Here is a 14,641-nt window from a genome sequence, read left to right on the forward strand (position 1 = left end):
TGACTGACTGTGCGTACACCGCGCACGCCAGGTGAACCGACGGCCCGCATCGTGGAGGTGTGCCCTGCCGCCCCTCCTTCGCTATCCGACCGTGGACGAGCTGGGCGCACGGGCCGCCGCGCTCGTCGCCCGCCACCCCCGGCACGCCCGGCTGCGCCGCGTCGGCACCTCCCGCGCGGGCACCCCGCTGCTGCTGCTCTCCGTCGGCCACGGCAGCCGCCAGGCCCTCGTCGTCGCCGGTCCGCACGCCAACGAACCGGTGGGCGGCGCCACCGTCCTGCGGCTGGCCGAGCGCGCCCTGGCCGACCCCCGGCTCACCGAGGGGGCCGACGCCACGTGGAACCTGCTGCTGTGCGCCGACCCGGACGGCCTGCGCCGCAACGAGGGCTGGCTGTCAGGCCCCTACACCCTCGGCCGCTACGCCCGGAACTTCTTCCGCCCCGGCTTCCTGGAACAGCCCGAGTGGCTGCCCAACGGCCCGGACCACCCCGCGCTGCCGGAGACCCGCGCCCTGCTCGCCCTCCAGGACAAGCTGCGGCCCTTCCTCCACTGCTCCCTGCACGGCGTCGACGTCGGCGGCGGCTTCGTCGAACTGACCCACGACCTGCCGGGCCTCGCCCAGCGCATCGCCCACGCCGCGGCCCGGCTCGGCATACCCCGCGAACTCGGCGCCTACGACACCCTGTACTGGCCCGGCCTCGGCCCCGCCGTCTACCGCATCCCCCCGCCCCGCCGCGGCGACCTCACCGCGGCCATCACCGAGGCCGCCGTCGAGTCGACGTGGTGCCACCCGCGGCGGTACGGCACCGTCACCGCGGTCGTCGAGGCGCCCATGTGGGGCGTGGACGCCGTGGCGGACGGCTCCCCTCCGGCCGACCGCGACGCCGTGCTGCGGTCCGTGAGCCGCACCCTGCGCCAGGACACCCGGCGCCTGCACCGCGCCCTCGCCCGGATCCGGCCGCGCCTGGCCACCGTCCCGGACGCGGCGCACCTCCTCGCGCCGGTCGACGACTACCTGCTGGTCTGTCCCCGCCTCGCCGACGCGTGGGACCCCGACACCGACGACGGGTCGGGCCGCTCGCTCCCGCCGATGAGCACCGCCCACCTGGTCGCGCTGCGGCTCGCCGGACGGCGCCTGTCGCTGCGGACCGCGGGGCTGCTGCACCAGCTGGTGACCCGCGCCGGCGAAGACCCGGCGGGCGTCCTGCCCGAGCTGGACCGGCTCGTCGACGAGGGCTGCGCCGACTACCGCGACGGCTGCGCGGCCCGCTGGATACCGGTCTCGCGCCAGGTGGAGTACCAGACCCGGGTCGTCCTCGCCGCGTTCGAACTGGCCGTGCGGCGGTCCAGCGCGGGCTCCCGTTCGGGTGAGCCGGGCTGGGGTTCCGAGGCCGCCGTGCCGATGCACCGGGAATGACCCACTTCTCCACGCCCCGAGCGGCCGCCCGGGCCGCCCTCCTCGCGGCCACGGCCCTGCTCCTCACCTGCGCCACCCCGGCGCAGGCCACCGCCGGGCGGGCACCGGCGCACGACTGGCTCCTGCTCACCGTCACCCACGGCGAGACCCCGTCCACCCACGGCGAGACCCCGTCGGGCGCCCGGCCCGGCGCGCCCTCGGGCTCCGGGCCCGGCACCACCCGCGGCGCCCTCCTGCTGTGCGACCCGCCCCGGGGGCACGCCCGCGCGGCCGGCGCCTGCGCGGAACTCGGCGCCACGGGCGGCCGCATCGCCGACATCCCGCCCCGCGACACCCACTGCACGCTGGTCCACGCCCCGGTGACGGCCCACGCCCACGGCCAGTGGCGGGGCCGGCCGGTGCGGTACACGCAGACCTTCCCCAACCCGTGCGTGATGACGGCACGGACGGGATCGGTCTTCGCGTGGGACACGGAGGGCGAGCCGCGGTGAGACGCGGGGGGTGAGCCCCGGTGAGGCCGCGAGGAGTGCTGGAATCCGGGTGCGCCCGGGTTCAGGGCGCGCTTGCCTCCGCCCCCTCCACCCGTTCCAGCAGGGCCACCGGAAGGCTCTCGAAAAGCTCCTCCACGCGCGCGTGCCCGGCGAACTCCCGGCCGGGTGCCAGCGCGTCGGCCCAGCGGCCCGGCGGCAGGGGCAGCTTCGTCTCCTGCCAGCCGCCCGCCTCCGCCAGCCGCAGCGACAGCCGGGTCACGGCCGTCAGGACCTCTCCGGAGCGGACGAACGCCACGCAGTGCGCCGCCGCCGGGCCGTCGGCGGACAACGGCTCGTACGTCGCCGCGTCGCCGAACGCGTCCGGCCGCCGTGCGCGCAGCGCCAGCGCGGCCCGCGTCACCGCACACTTCTCCCCGTCCGTCCCGAGCCCGTCCGTCCCGAGCCCGTCCGTCCCGAGCCCGTCGGTCCCGAGCCCGGCCTCCCCGGCCCCGGTGGGCGGGAACCGCACGGGCCGGCGGTTGTCCGGGTCCACCAGGGCCAGGGACTCGCCCTCCGTGCCCTGGTAGACGTCCGGCACCCCCGGCATCGTCAGGTGCGTGAGCGCCGTACCGAGGACGTTGGCCCGGATGTGCGGCCCCACGGCGGCACGGAAGGCGGCCACCCGCTCACCCGGCGCGCCGCACGGCCCCGCCGCGACGAACCGCGTCACCGCCTCCTCGTACGGCGGCTCCTGCTCCGTCCAGCTGGTGTACATCCCCGCCTCGCGCACGTGCTTCAGCAGCGCCTCCCGCACCCGCTCCCCGTCCGCCGGCCCCAGCCCGAACACCGTCTGCCAGGCCGCCCACGCCAGCTGCGCGTCCGGCACGCCCTCGCCGGTGCGGGTGACCTCCGTCAGGACGTCCGCCCACCGCCGCGGGCACTCGGTGAGCACCGCCAGCGCGGCCCGTACGTCGGCGCTGCGCTTGGTGTCGTGGGTCGAGACGACCGTGCCGGTCAGGGGCCAGTCGCGCTGCACGCGCGCGCAGTACGCGTGGAACTCCTCCGGCGACAGGGCCGGGCTCCCCGGGTTCCCGCCCACCTCGGTCGCCGACAGCAGCGGCACGTAGCGGTAGAACGCCGTGTCCTCCACCGACTTCGCGCGCAGGGCCGACGCGGTCTGCGCGAACCGCGTCCGGAACTCCACGTGCTCCGGCCCGTCCCCGAACCGCCCCAGCACCAGGCCCCGTACGACATCGACCGCGCCGGCCTCCTCCGGCACCGCGAACGCGCCCCGCGCCTCGGCCGCCGCGTCCTCGGTGACGACCGACGCCGCGTCCACCGACTCGTAGGGCCGGTACACCTCCAGCCGGACCAGCAGCTCCCGCAGCGCCGTCCGCAGCGCCCACGGCGACCGGTCGCGCAGCGCGGGATCGGGCGAGGCGACGCACAGGCGGTGCGTCACCCGGGTCAGCCGGTCCATCTCGGTGGCCAGCTCGTGCGTGAGCACCTTGTACGCCGCCCGCCGCACCGTCGCCGCCCAGTCCCCGCCCCGGTCCGTCTGCGGGGCGGCGAACCTGCGGTACTGCCCGAGCAGTTCGCCGTATCCGGCCGGGTCCGTGAAGAGCCCGTCGACGTGGCGCAGGGCGTCGTAGCCGGTCGTGCCCGCGACGGGCCAGGCGGCGGGCAGCCGTTCACCGTCCGACAGGATCTTCTCCACGACCGTCCACCGCCCGCCACTGGCCTCGTGCAGCCGCCGCAGGTAGGTGTCGGGGTCGGCGAGGCCGTCCGGGTGATCGACGCGCAGCCCGTCGATGACGCCTTCGTGCAGCAGCCGCAGGACGGTGGCGTGCGTGGCCTCGAAGACCTCGGGATCCTCCACCCGTACGCCGATCAGCTCCGAGATGCTGAAGAAGCGCCGGTAGTTCAGGTCGGTGCGGGCGAGCCGCCACCACACCGGGCGGTACCACTGCGCGTCCAGGAGCTGCGGCAGCGGCAGGTCCCGGGTGCCGTCCCGCAGGGGGAAGGCGTGGTCGTGGTACCGCAGTACGTCGCCGTCGACCCGCAGCTCGTCCAGCACGTCGCCGACCGGCGCGCCGAGCACCGGCACCAGCACCTGGCCGTCCTGGGCCTCCCAGTCGATGTCGAACCACCGCGCGTACGGGGACTTCGGCCCCTCGCGCAGTACTTCCCACAGGGCGTGGTTGTGCCGGGGCGACATCGCCATGTGGTTCGGGACGATGTCCGCCACCAGGCCGAGACCGTGCTCCCGCGCGGTGCGTGCCAGCGACCGCAGCCCCTCCTCGCCGCCCAGTTCCCCGCGCACGCGCGCGTGGTCCACGACGTCGTAGCCGTGCGGCGAGCCCGGGACCGCCTCCAGCACGGGGGACAGGTGCAGGTGCGACACGCCGAGCGAGGCCAGGTACGGCACGGCCGCGGCGGCGGCGGAGAAGGGAAACTCGGGCCGCAGTTGCAGCCGGTAGGTGGCCGAGGGGGCCGGGGAGGCGGAGGACAGCACCGGGTCGGGTCGCTCAGGCGTCATGCAAACCTACGTACCCGCCCCGCCGCCTTTCGTGTCATCGGCCCCTCCTCGGGTGTACGCGCGCGTGGCTAGCTTCGGGTGATGGGAAGCAGCGGGGGGACCGGGCGGCACGGTGCGCTGGAGGCCTACCGTCAGGTGATCGGCCTGACCGGGCCGCTGCTGCCGGCGGTGTCCTTCCTGGGGCGCCTGCCGACGGCCACGATCCAGTTCGGCAGCGTCCTGCTGGTCGCCCGTACCAGCGGTTCGCTGGCCGCCGCGGGGCTGACCGGGGGAGCGCTCGCCGTCGGCCAGGTCGCCTGCGCCCCGCTGGTCGGCCGGCTCGCGGACCGGCACGGCCAGCGCACCGTCGTCCTCGTCCTCGCCCTGGTCAACGCCCTCGCGATCGCCGCCCTGGTGGCCGGTGCGCTCGCCGGGGCGGCGACGCCGGTGCTGGTGCCGCTCGGCGCGGTGGCGGGCGCGAGCGTGCCCCTGATCGGCCCGCTGGCCCGCGCCCGCCTGCTGGGGCTCGCCCGCCGGGCCCGTGCGCCCGAGTCCACCGTGGGCGCCGCGCTGTCCTTCGAGAGCGCCCTCGACGAGGTCTCCTTCGTCCTGGGTCCTGCCCTGGTCGGCCTGGCCGCGGTCTTCGCCCACCCGGCGTACGCCCTGGCCGGCGCCGCCGTCCTCGTCGCCGGGTGCGGCACCGCCTTCGCCCTGCACCCGACCGCCCGCGCGGCGGCGCCCTCGTCCGCCGGGGACGGTGGCACGCGCCCCCGCATGCCCCGCGCGGTGCACGCCCTGCGCGCCTCCCTCGCCCTCCAGGGGGCGATGTTCGGGGCCTGCCAGGCGGGCATCACCGCGCTCACCGAGCGGCTCGGGCAGCCGGAGCAGGCGGGGCTCGTCTACGCCGCCATGGGAGTGATGAGCGCGGTCGCGGGGCTCGCGATGGCCGCGGTGCCCGCCCGTTTCGGGCTCCGGGCGCGCTGGCGGGCGGCCACCGCGACCGCGTGCGCCCTGTCGCTGCCACTGCTGTGGACCGACAGCCTGGCCGGTCTGTACGTCGTGGTCACCGTCCTCGGCACCGCCTACGCCCCCCACCTGATCACCGTCTCCGCACTCACCGAGCGGGTGGTGCCACGGGCCCGGCTCGCCGAGGCGATGGCCTTCGCGACCAGCGCGGTCGTCGGCGGGCAGGCCCTCGCGGTGGTCGTCACCGGACGCCTCGCCGAGTCCCACGGCCCGGCCGCGGCGTTCGGGGTGGCCTGCGCGGCCGCCGGGACGGCGTGCGTGCTCGCCCTGGTGGCCCGCCCGGCGCCCCGCACCGCACGGCACGCGGAAGCACCGCACGACACGCGGAAGCGGCCCCCCGCGCACGCGGAAGCGGCCCCCCACGCGCGTGAAGCGGCCCCCCACGCGCGCGTGGAGGGCCGCTCGGGCGACACGCCCGCCTAGACGGGCCGCTGCAGCACCGTCAGGCTCCGGTCCACCAGGGTCAGCCGGTCCCCGGCCTGGACCTTCGGACCGGTGCCCGTGGGCACCCCCTCGGTCAGGGCGGTGTCCACGATCACCTCCCACTGGCGTCCGTGGTCGACCGGCACCACGAAGTCCAGCGGCTTGGGCGAGGCGTTGAACATCAGCAGGAACGAGTCGTCGGCGATGCGCTCCCCGCGCGCCCCGGGCTCGGAGATCGCGTTGCCGTTCAGGAACACCGTGAGCGCCGACGCCCGCGCCGAGTCCCAGTCCCGCTGCGTCATGTCCGCGCCTTCCGGGGTGAACCAGGCGATGTCCGACAGCTCGTCGCGGGTGCCCTCCACGGGGCGTCCGTGGAAGAAGCGCCGCCTGCGGAAGACCGGGTGGTCGCGGCGCAGCCACACCATCGCGCGGGTGAACTCCAGCAGCCCCGCCCCGACGCCCGTGCCGCCGTCCCCGTCCCCGTCCCCGCCGGGCCACGCCACCCACGCCAGCTCGTTGTCCTGGCAGTAGGCGTTGTTGTTGCCCCGCTGGGTGCGGGCGAACTCGTCGCCGTGGCTGATCATCGGCACGCCCTGGGAGAGCAGCAGGGTGGCGATGAAGTTCCGCATCTGGCGCGCCCGCAGCTCCAGCACCGCCGGGTCGTCGGTCTCGCCCTCGGCCCCGCAGTTCCACGACCGGTTGTGGCTCTCGCCGTCGCGGTTGTCCTCCCCGTTGGCGTGGTTGCGCTTCTCGTTGTACGCCACCATGTCGTGCAGGGTGAAGCCGTCGTGGCAGGTCACGAAGTTGATCGAGGCCAGCGGACGGCGGCCGTCGTCCTGGTAGAGGTCCGAGGACCCGGTCAGCCGGGACGCGAACTCCGCCAGCGTGCGCTGCTCGCCGCGCCACAGGTCCCGCACCGTGTCCCGGTACTTGCCGTTCCACTCGGTCCACAGCGGCGGGAAGTTTCCCACCTGGTAGCCGCCCTCGCCCACGTCCCACGGCTCGGCGATCAGCTTGACCTGGGAGACCACGGGATCCTGCTGCACCAGGTCGAAGAACGACGACAGCCGGTCCACCTCGTGGAACTGCCGGGCCAGGGTGGCCGCGAGGTCGAAGCGGAAGCCGTCGACGTGCATCTCGGTGACCCAGTACCGCAGCGAGTCCATGATCATTTGGAGTACGTGCGGGGACCGCATGAGCAGCGAGTTCCCGGTCCCCGTGGTGTCCATGTAGTAGCGGGGGTCGTCGGTCAGCCGGTAGTAGGAGGGGTTGTCGAGCCCCTTGAAGGACAGCGTGGGGCCCAGGTGGTTGCCCTCGGCGGTGTGGTTGTAGACGACGTCGAGGATCACCTCGATCCCCGCCTCGTGCAGCGCCTTCACCGCCGACTTGAACTCCAGCACCTGCTGGCCGCGGTCGCCCCAGGAGGCGTAGGCGTTGTGCGGGGCGAAGAAGCCGATCGTGTTGTAGCCCCAGTAGTTGTTCAGGCCCATGTCCACCAGGCGGTGGTCGTTCACGAACTGGTGCACCGGCATCAGCTCCAGCGCCGTCACCCCCAGTTCGGTCAGGTGCTCGATGAGCGCCGGGTGCGCGAGGGCCGCGTAGGTGCCGCGCAGTTCCTCGGGCAGGCCCGGGTGCCGCATCGTCAGGCCCTTGACGTGGGCCTCGTACAGCACGGTGTGGTGGTACTCCGTCCGGGGACGCCGGTCGTCGCCCCAGTCGAAGTACGGGTTGACCACGACCGACGTCATCATGTGCGGCGCCGAGTCCAGGTCGTTGCGCCGGCCGGGATCGTCGAAGTGGTAGCCGTACACCTCCTCGCCCCACTGGATCGAGCCGCTGATCGCACGCGCGTACGGATCGAGGAGGAGCTTGGCGCTGTTGCAGCGCAAGCCGCGCTCCGGGGCGTACGGGCCGTGCACGCGGTAGCCGTACCGCTGCCCCGGCATCACGCCCGGCAGGTACGCGTGCCGGACGAACGCGTCGCTCTCCCGCAGCTCGATCGCGGTCTCCGAGCCGTCGTCGTGCAGCAGACACAGCTCTACTCGGTCGGCGGCCTCCGTGAAGACCGCGAAATTGGTACCGGCGCCGTCGTACGTGGCACCGAGTGGATACGCCTCTCCAGGCCAGACCTGCATGAACACGACTCTTTCAGGTGTGGGGCGCCGGTACGGACGCCTTGGCTCCGAGTCTCCCGGAAGTCTCCCCGAAAGTGAGGCGACGACCTAGCACGTACGTCCTCCTACCCACCCGTGGGCGTTCTGCTCCACACGCGCCCCGTGCGGGGTGCGAGGGAGTCTTCCCCGTACCCGGCCGTGTCACCGCTATGAATCCGCTCACTCGCCGGTGTGCGGACCGACGGAACGGGCGTGGAGATCAAGGAGGTTGGGAAAACCGGCCCGTCCATCGGGCTGCACCGCGGACCGCTCGCGGAGTACCCTTCCTTGATCGTTGGGACGGGGTCTGACCGGGAGTGCTCCGAGGGAGCGGAAGGCGGTGCGCGGGTGGGCTCGGGAGGGCTGGAGCTGCCTCCTGGTGACGACGGACACCAGGGGAACTCCACGGACGTCCCGCCCGGCGCGGTGTCCCTGGCGCGGCCGATGAACGCGGGCGCGATCGGGCCGGAGCTGGACTGGGACGCCGACGCGTGGCACGAGGTGCGCACCCGTGCGCAGCGGGCCGGCCGGGCCTACATCTGGCTCAACCTCGTCGAACAGCGGCTGCGCGCGGTCGTCGCCGCGGTCCTCAGGCCGGTCTACGAACCCGTCCACGGCGACGACTGGGTGGTCGCCGCGGCCGGCCCCGCCGGCCAGGAGTGGGTGCAGCGCGCCGTCGCCGTCCGCGAGGTCAGCCGCCGCAAGGGCTACCTGCTCGACCCGGCCGACGACAACGTCCTCAGCTTCCTGACCCTGCCGCAGCTGCGCGAGCTGATGGTCCAGCACTGGCCGTGCTTCGAGCCGTACGTGGACGAGCGCCGCGACGTGGAACTCGCCCTGGACGAGCTGGAGGTCACCCGCAACGTCGTCTCCCGCAACCGGGCCCTGTCCGAGGCGGTGCTGAACCAGGCCGAGCGGGCCTCGGCGCGGCTGCTGGAGGTGCTGGGCGCCGGCAGTGACGTGCCGTCCGCGCGGCGGCTGCCGGTCGACGCCGTGGAGGACCTGGTCGGCGACCGGTACGCCGACGTGGTCGCCGTGCACTCCGACCGGGTGCGGCTGCTGCGCCAGTTCCCGGCCGAGGACCTCTTCGGCAGCGCGCGGCGCGTGGACGCCCTCGGGATCGGCCTCAACCTGCTCGTGCAGAACTTCTCCGGCCGCCGCCTGCTCCGGCTGGCCGAGTCCGGCGGCCGGATCCGGCTGCTCTTCCTGAACCCGGCGTCCAGCGCGATCAAGCGCCGCGAGCGCGAACTCGGCATCAAGCGCGGCGAGCTGAGCCGCGCCGTGGAGATGAACATCCTGCACATGCGCCGGGTGCGCTCCCGGCTGCGGGACCCGGGCGCGTTCGAGATCCAGGTCTTCGACGAGACCCCCCGCTTCACCGCCTACCTCGTCGACGGCGACGGCGTCGACGGCATCGCGGTCGTGCAGTCCTACCTGCGCCGGACGCGAGGGATGGAGGCGCCGGTGCTCGTGCTGAGAAACGGACGGAACGGTGGAAAGGTCGTGAAGGCGGACCAGAGTGACGAAGGCGGGCTCTTTCCCACCTATCGCGAGGAGTTCGAGCTGATGTGGGCTGATTCGCGGCCCGTGTCGTGAGCGTCGGTACGGGGTCGGCGGCCGGCCTGCCGGGGTGCGAGGGCGCAGGTAAGCGGAATGCGATCCTCTGATTGTCAGTGGCCCGTGCGAAGGTGGGGACCACTGGGGGAACGCACCACCAAGAAGGGGGACCGCCCATGGGCTGGCACCGGGAGCTGCTGATCGGCTTCGACCTGGAGACGACGGGCACCGACCCGTGCGAGGCGCGCATCGTCACGGGGGCCGTGATCGAGGTCAGGGGCGGGGAGCCGCTGGGCCGCCGGGAGTGGCTGGCCGACCCCGGCGTGGAGATCCCGGCGGACGCGGTGGCGGTGCACGGCATCACCAATGAGCGGGCGGCCGGCGAGGGCCGCCCCGCCGACCAGGTCGCGGACGCCATCGCCGACGTGCTCACGTCGTACTGGAAGACGGGTGTCCCGGTCGTCGCCTACAACGCGGCCTTCGACCTCACCCTCCTCTCCGCCGAACTGCGGCGCCACGGCCTGCCGTCCCTGCGGGACCGCCTGGGCGGCCTGGACCCGGCCCCCGTCATAGACCCGTACACCATCGACCGCTCCGTCGACCGCTACCGCCGCGGCAAGCGCAACCTGGAAGCGGTCTGCCGGGAGTACGGCGTCCCGCTCGACGCCGCCCACGACGCCACCGCCGACGCCCTCGCCGCGGCCCGGCTCGCGTGCGCGATAGCCGGCCGCCACCCCAAGGTGGCGTCCCTCGGCCCGGCGGACCTGCACCACCGCCAGATCGAGTGGTACGCCGAGTGGGCGGCGGACTTCCAGAGCTTCCTGCGCCGCAAGGGCGACGCCACGGCCGTCGTCGACGGGACGTGGCCGCTGCGCGAACCGGCCGACGAACGGGTCTGACCGGGCACCGGACGGCGACGCGCGGTCAGAACGGATACCACCGCACCGTCGGGTCCCCGTCCCGCAGCGACGCCACCCGGCGCTCGAACTCGGCCAGCGCCTTCGGGTTGCTCGGCGCGTGCTGGGCCACCCAGGCGCAGCTGGCCGTCTCCCGGGCCCCGCGCAGCACCGCGCAGCCGTCCCACGTGCGCACGTCCCAGCCGTAGGCGGCGGTGAAGGCGTCGTACGCCTCGGCGGGCAGCCCGTAGCGGTCCCGGCTGAGGGCCATGACCACCAGGTCGTGCTCGCGCAGGTCGGTGGAGAAGGTCTCCAGGTCGACCAGGACCGGTCCGTCCGGCCCGACGTGCACGTTGCGGGGCAGCGCGTCCCCGTGGATCGGTCCCGGCGTCAGGTGCGGGACGAGTGCGGCGGCGGCCGTCGCGAAACCGTCGCGCCGCTCGCGCAGATAGGCGGCGTCCGCCGGGTCGATCACGTCGCCCGCGAGCCGCAGCCAGCGCTCCACCCCGCCCAGCAGCTCGCGGGGCGGCAGCGCGAAGGAGGGGGAGGGCAGAGCGTGGACCAGCCGCAGCAGCGCGGCCACGTCCCGCGGCTCGGCGGGCCGCACCGGGTCGGGCAGCCGCCGCCACACGGTCACCGGGTGCCCGTCGACGAACAGCGCCGTCGGTTCGGCCGCCCGGACCGCCGGGACGCCGGCCTCCTCCAGCCACACGGCGACGGCGAGTTCCCGGCGTGCCCGGTCGAGGAGTTCGGCGTCGCGGCCCACCTTGACCGCCAGGTCACCGGCGGCGAACACCGCGTTCTCGCCGAGAGCCAGCAGCCGCGCCTCCCGCGCGTGGCCGGGCAGCACTCCCGCCGCGGCCAGCACCTCCCGCGCCCGTGCCTCGTCCATCGTCCCCTGCCTCCGTGTCCGTGCGTCCGCGTCCGCGTGCCCGGCGTCGTGTCCGTTCTGCCCGCCGTGTCCGTCGGGTTCCCGCCATCCGTCGGTCAGTGTCGCATTCGCACAGGTGGGAGCGTGTACGCGGGCTCTTGACGGGGCACCGCGCCTTCACGACCATGACCAGGCCCGTCCGAGCCGCGCAAAGGGGCTGATGACGTGACATCGGTGACCGAGCCGAGAAAGCCGGCGCGGCGCGCGCCCGGCACGGACCGGCGCGGGCGCGGCCCCGACCACGGCGCCTGGTTCCTGGTGCTGCCCGCGCTGATCCCGATCCTGGTGCTCAGCGTCGGACCGCTGCTCTACGGCATCCTGCTGGCCTTCACCGACGCGCAGTCGGGCCGGACGGAGCCCACGCAGTGGATCGGCACCCTGAACTTCCAGGATCTCACGCACGACACCCTGTTCTGGGAGTCGTTCCGCATCGGACTGGTCTGGGCGGCCGGCGTGACGGTGCCGCAGTTCCTGCTCGCGCTCGGCCTCGCCCTGCTGCTCAACCAGAACCTGCGGCTGCGCTGGCTGGCCCGCGCCCTGGCCATCGTCCCCTGGGCGATGCCCGAGGTGGTGGTCGGCATCATGTGGCGGCTGGTCTACAACCCGGACGCGGGCATCCTCAACGAGACGCTGCGCGACCTCGGCCTCGGCGACGGCCGGGACTGGCTCAGCGGCCTCGCCACCGCCCTGCCCGCGGTCATCGTCGTCGGCGTCTGGGCCGGCCTGCCGCAGACCACGGTCGCCCTGCTCGCCGGCCTCCAGAACACCCCGCGCGAACTGCACGAGGCCGCCGCGGTGGACGGCGCCGGTGCCTGGCGCCGCTTCCGCACGGTCACCTGGCCCGCCCTCAGACCGGTCGCGCTCGCCATCACCGCGCTCAACCTCATCTGGAACTTCAACTCCTTCGCCCTGGTCTACGTGCTGACCAGCGGCGGCCCCGGCGGCCGGACCAGGCTGCCCATGCTCTTCGCGTACGAGGAGGCCTTCCGCTACGGGCAGTTCGGCTACGCGGCGGCGATGGGCTGCGTCATGGTCGCCGTCATCTCGATCCTGCTGGCCGTCTTCCTCGTCGGGCGGCTGAGGGGCGGACTCAAGGAAGGCGGCACGGCATGAGGACCTCGAAAAGGGCTCGCGCGGGCCAGTACGCCGCGCTGCTCGCGTACCTCGTCTTCCTGGCCTTCCCGTTCCTGTGGCTGATCTCCACCGCGTTCAAACCGCCGCAGGAGCTGGCGAGCCTCCACCCCACCTGGATCCCGGAGCACCCCACCCTCGACAACTTCCGGCAGGCCTTCGACGAGCAGCCGCTGCTGCGGGCCGCGCTCAACTCCCTGCTCGCCGCGCTCGGCGCCGCGGTGGTCGCCGTGGTGATCGCGACGCCGATGGCGTACGTCATGGCCCGGCACCGCGGGCGGCTCGCCAGGGCGGCCACCGGGTGGGTCGTGGTCAGCCAGGCGTTCCCCTTCGTCCTGCTGATCATCCCGCTCTTCCTGGTCCTGAAGAACCTCCGGCTGATCAACAGCGTCCCGGGGCTGGTGCTGGTCTACGTGGTGTGGTCGCTGCCGTTCGCGCTGTGGATGCTCGCCGGGTACGTACGGGCGGTGCCGGCCGAGCTGGAGGAGGCGGCGGCGGTCGACGGCGCCGGGCGGCTGCGCACCCTCGTCTCGGTGACCGCGCCGCTGCTCGCGCCGGGGATCGTGGCGACCGCGCTGTTCGCCTTCATCACCGCGTGGAACGAGTTCTTCTTCGCGCTGGTGCTCCTCAAGACACCGGAGAAGCAGACCCTGCCCGTGATCCTCACCCACTTCATCGGAGCCGAGGGCGTCGCCGACCTCGGACCGCTCGCGGCGGCGGCCTTCCTCGCGACCCTGCCCTCCCTGGTGGTCTTCGCGCTCATCCAGCGGCGGATCACGGGCGGCATGCTCGCCGGGGCGGTGAAGAGCTGATGCGTACCAGGATCACGACCCTGCTCGTCTCCCTCGTCCTCCTGCTCGCGGGCTGCACCGACGACCCAGGAACCGAGGACGGCCGGATCACCCTGCGCTTCCAGTCCCTGGCCTGGCAGGAGGAGTCCGTCGAGGCCAACAAGGAACTGGTGCGGGAGTGGAACGCCGCCCACCCCGACGTGCGCGTGGAGTACGTCCAGGGCAGCTGGGACAGCGTCCACGACCAGCTCCTCACCTCCTTCGAGGGCGGTGAGGCGCCCGACATCATCCACGACGCCTCCGACGACCTCGCGGACTTCGCCTACGGCGGTTACCTCGCCGACCTGACCGAGCTGCTGCCCGAGCGGCTGAAGTCCGACATCCCGCGGCGCAGTTGGGACACGGTTGCCTTCGGGGACGGTCTCTACGGCGTGCCGTTCCTCCAGGAGCCCCGGGTGCTGATCGCCAACGCGACCCTCCTGAAGCGGGCGGGCGTCCGGATCCCCACGCCCGAACGCCCCTGGACCTGGCCGGAGTTCCGGCAGGTCACCGAGCGGCTGAGCGGCGAGGGCAGGTACGGGGTGGCGTGGCCGCTCAAGGAGCCGGTGTCCGCCACGCTCAACCTGTCCCTGTCCACCGGCGGGCGGCTGTTCCACCGGGGCACGGACGGGAAGGTCACCGTCCGCTTCGAGGCGGGCGACCAGGTCGTGCCCCGCACCGTCCACGACCAGGTCAACACCGACCACAGCGCCTCCCCCACCACGCTGGGCAGCGGCGGCTCCGACACCCTGCCCGGGTTCTTCGCCGGCAGGTACGCGATGGTGCCCCTGGGCTTCTCCTACCGCCAGCAGATCGAACAGCAGGCATCCGACGGCTTCGAGTGGCAGGTGCTGCCCGCCCCGGCGGGCGCCGACGGGCTCGCCCAGGGCGTCAGCCCGCAGACCCTGTCGATCGCCGAGGATAGCCCGCACAAGAAGGAGGCGGCCGCCTTCCTCGACTTCCTCCTCCAGCCGGAGAACATGGTGCGCCTCGCCCTCGGCGACTGGATGCTGCCCACCGGCACCCAGGCCCTGAAGGACCCCGCTCTGCACACGGAGGAACACGGCTGGGCCACGGGCACCGCCCTCGCCGGCCACCTGCGCCCGGCGCCCGCGCAGTCCGTCCGGGGCTACCCGGAGTGGAAGGACAAGGTGGCCACCCCCGCGCTCCAGGAGTACTACAGCGGAGCGATCGATCTCGACGAGCTGCGCGGGAGACTGGAGGAGGACGGCAACCTCGTCCTCGCCCGCTACCAGCGCTGACGGCGTGAATTGGATTGCACGAGACGT

11 protein-coding genes are annotated in these 14,641 nt (G+C 73.8%); 8 read left to right on the forward strand and 3 right to left on the reverse strand.

What is annotated here, in order from left to right:
- The first annotated feature begins 91 nt into the window (after positions 1 to 91).
- Complete coding sequence (locus ACFIF2_RS32090) at positions 92 to 1,417, forward strand: M14 family zinc carboxypeptidase (protein WP_395576791.1); 1,326 nt, start codon at positions 92 to 94, stop codon at positions 1,415 to 1,417.
- Positions 1,414 to 1,908 (forward strand): SSI family serine proteinase inhibitor, encoded by a 495-nt coding sequence (locus tag ACFIF2_RS32095; RefSeq protein WP_395576792.1) that lies wholly within the window; start codon positions 1,414 to 1,416, stop codon positions 1,906 to 1,908. Before ACFIF2_RS32090 ends, ACFIF2_RS32095 begins: the two co-directional genes overlap by 4 nt.
- Before the next feature lie 61 nt (positions 1,909 to 1,969).
- On the opposite strand, the gene treY is transcribed toward ACFIF2_RS32095, so the two are convergent.
- The gene (gene treY, locus ACFIF2_RS32100) at positions 1,970 to 4,426 is read right to left on the reverse strand and encodes a malto-oligosyltrehalose synthase (RefSeq protein WP_395576793.1); all 2,457 of its coding nucleotides are present in this window, start codon (positions 4,424 to 4,426) and stop codon (positions 1,970 to 1,972) included.
- Between the two features lie 81 nt (positions 4,427 to 4,507).
- Here treY and ACFIF2_RS32105 point away from each other — a divergent pair, with 81 nt between their 5' ends.
- Positions 4,508 to 5,854, forward strand: a complete 1,347-nt coding sequence (locus tag ACFIF2_RS32105) for an MFS transporter (RefSeq protein ID WP_395576794.1) — start codon at positions 4,508 to 4,510, stop codon at positions 5,852 to 5,854.
- On the opposite strand, the gene glgX is transcribed toward ACFIF2_RS32105, so the two are convergent.
- On the reverse strand, positions 5,851 to 7,989 hold the full coding sequence (gene glgX, locus ACFIF2_RS32110) for a glycogen debranching protein GlgX (RefSeq protein ID WP_395576795.1): 2,139 nt from the start codon (positions 7,987 to 7,989) through the stop codon (positions 5,851 to 5,853). The genes ACFIF2_RS32105 and glgX overlap by 4 nt on opposite strands.
- A gap of 366 nt (positions 7,990 to 8,355) precedes the next feature.
- Here glgX and ACFIF2_RS32115 point away from each other — a divergent pair, with 366 nt between their 5' ends.
- A complete protein-coding gene (locus ACFIF2_RS32115) occupies positions 8,356 to 9,603 on the forward strand; it encodes an SAV2148 family HEPN domain-containing protein (RefSeq protein ID WP_395576796.1) in 1,248 nt (415 codons plus the stop codon).
- 137 nt (positions 9,604 to 9,740) lie between these two features.
- A complete protein-coding gene (locus ACFIF2_RS32120) occupies positions 9,741 to 10,463 on the forward strand; it encodes a 3'-5' exonuclease (protein WP_395576797.1) in 723 nt (240 codons plus the stop codon).
- Positions 10,464 to 10,488: 25 nt separating this feature from the next.
- Here ACFIF2_RS32120 and ACFIF2_RS32125 read toward each other — a convergent pair whose 3' ends face one another.
- Positions 10,489 to 11,352 (reverse strand): phosphotransferase enzyme family protein, encoded by an 864-nt coding sequence (locus ACFIF2_RS32125; protein ID WP_395576798.1) that lies wholly within the window; start codon positions 11,350 to 11,352, stop codon positions 10,489 to 10,491.
- Positions 11,353 to 11,556: 204 nt separating this feature from the next.
- Between ACFIF2_RS32125 and ACFIF2_RS32130 the strand changes: the two genes are divergently transcribed.
- The 3 genes from ACFIF2_RS32130 to ACFIF2_RS32140 are packed head-to-tail and all read left to right on the forward strand — an operon-like array spanning position 11,557 to position 14,614.
- Positions 11,557 to 12,504, forward strand: a complete 948-nt coding sequence (locus tag ACFIF2_RS32130) for a carbohydrate ABC transporter permease (protein WP_395576799.1) — start codon at positions 11,557 to 11,559, stop codon at positions 12,502 to 12,504.
- Positions 12,501 to 13,334: a carbohydrate ABC transporter permease gene (locus ACFIF2_RS32135; RefSeq protein WP_395576800.1), complete on the forward strand. Its 834-nt coding sequence runs from the start codon at positions 12,501 to 12,503 to the stop codon at positions 13,332 to 13,334. The genes ACFIF2_RS32130 and ACFIF2_RS32135 overlap by 4 nt, the downstream gene beginning before the upstream one ends.
- Positions 13,334 to 14,614 (forward strand): ABC transporter substrate-binding protein, encoded by a 1,281-nt coding sequence (locus tag ACFIF2_RS32140; protein WP_395576801.1) that lies wholly within the window; start codon positions 13,334 to 13,336, stop codon positions 14,612 to 14,614. The genes ACFIF2_RS32135 and ACFIF2_RS32140 overlap by 1 nt, the downstream gene beginning before the upstream one ends.
- The last annotated feature ends 27 nt before the right edge of the window (positions 14,615 to 14,641 follow it).

The organism is Streptomyces sp. BK79 (genome assembly GCF_044142145.1).
Classification (GTDB): Bacteria; Actinomycetota; Actinomycetes; order Streptomycetales; family Streptomycetaceae; genus Streptomyces.

Bases quoted from the DNA above. Each gene is read 5' to 3' on its own strand.
- ACFIF2_RS32095 (WP_395576792.1), top strand. From the start codon at position 1,414: ATGACCCACTTCTCCACGCCCCGAGCGGCCGCCCGGGCCGCCCTCCTC.
- treY (WP_395576793.1), bottom strand. From the start codon at position 4,426: ATGACGCCTGAGCGACCCGACCCGGTGCTGTCCTCCGCCTCCCCGGCC.
- ACFIF2_RS32105 (WP_395576794.1), top strand. From the start codon at position 4,508: ATGGGAAGCAGCGGGGGGACCGGGCGGCACGGTGCGCTGGAGGCCTAC.
- glgX (WP_395576795.1), bottom strand. From the start codon at position 7,989: ATGCAGGTCTGGCCTGGAGAGGCGTATCCACTCGGTGCCACGTACGAC.
- ACFIF2_RS32120 (WP_395576797.1), top strand. From the start codon at position 9,741: ATGGGCTGGCACCGGGAGCTGCTGATCGGCTTCGACCTGGAGACGACG.
- ACFIF2_RS32125 (WP_395576798.1), bottom strand. From the start codon at position 11,352: ATGGACGAGGCACGGGCGCGGGAGGTGCTGGCCGCGGCGGGAGTGCTG.
- ACFIF2_RS32135 (WP_395576800.1), top strand. From the start codon at position 12,501: ATGAGGACCTCGAAAAGGGCTCGCGCGGGCCAGTACGCCGCGCTGCTC.
- ACFIF2_RS32140 (WP_395576801.1), top strand. From the start codon at position 13,334: ATGCGTACCAGGATCACGACCCTGCTCGTCTCCCTCGTCCTCCTGCTC.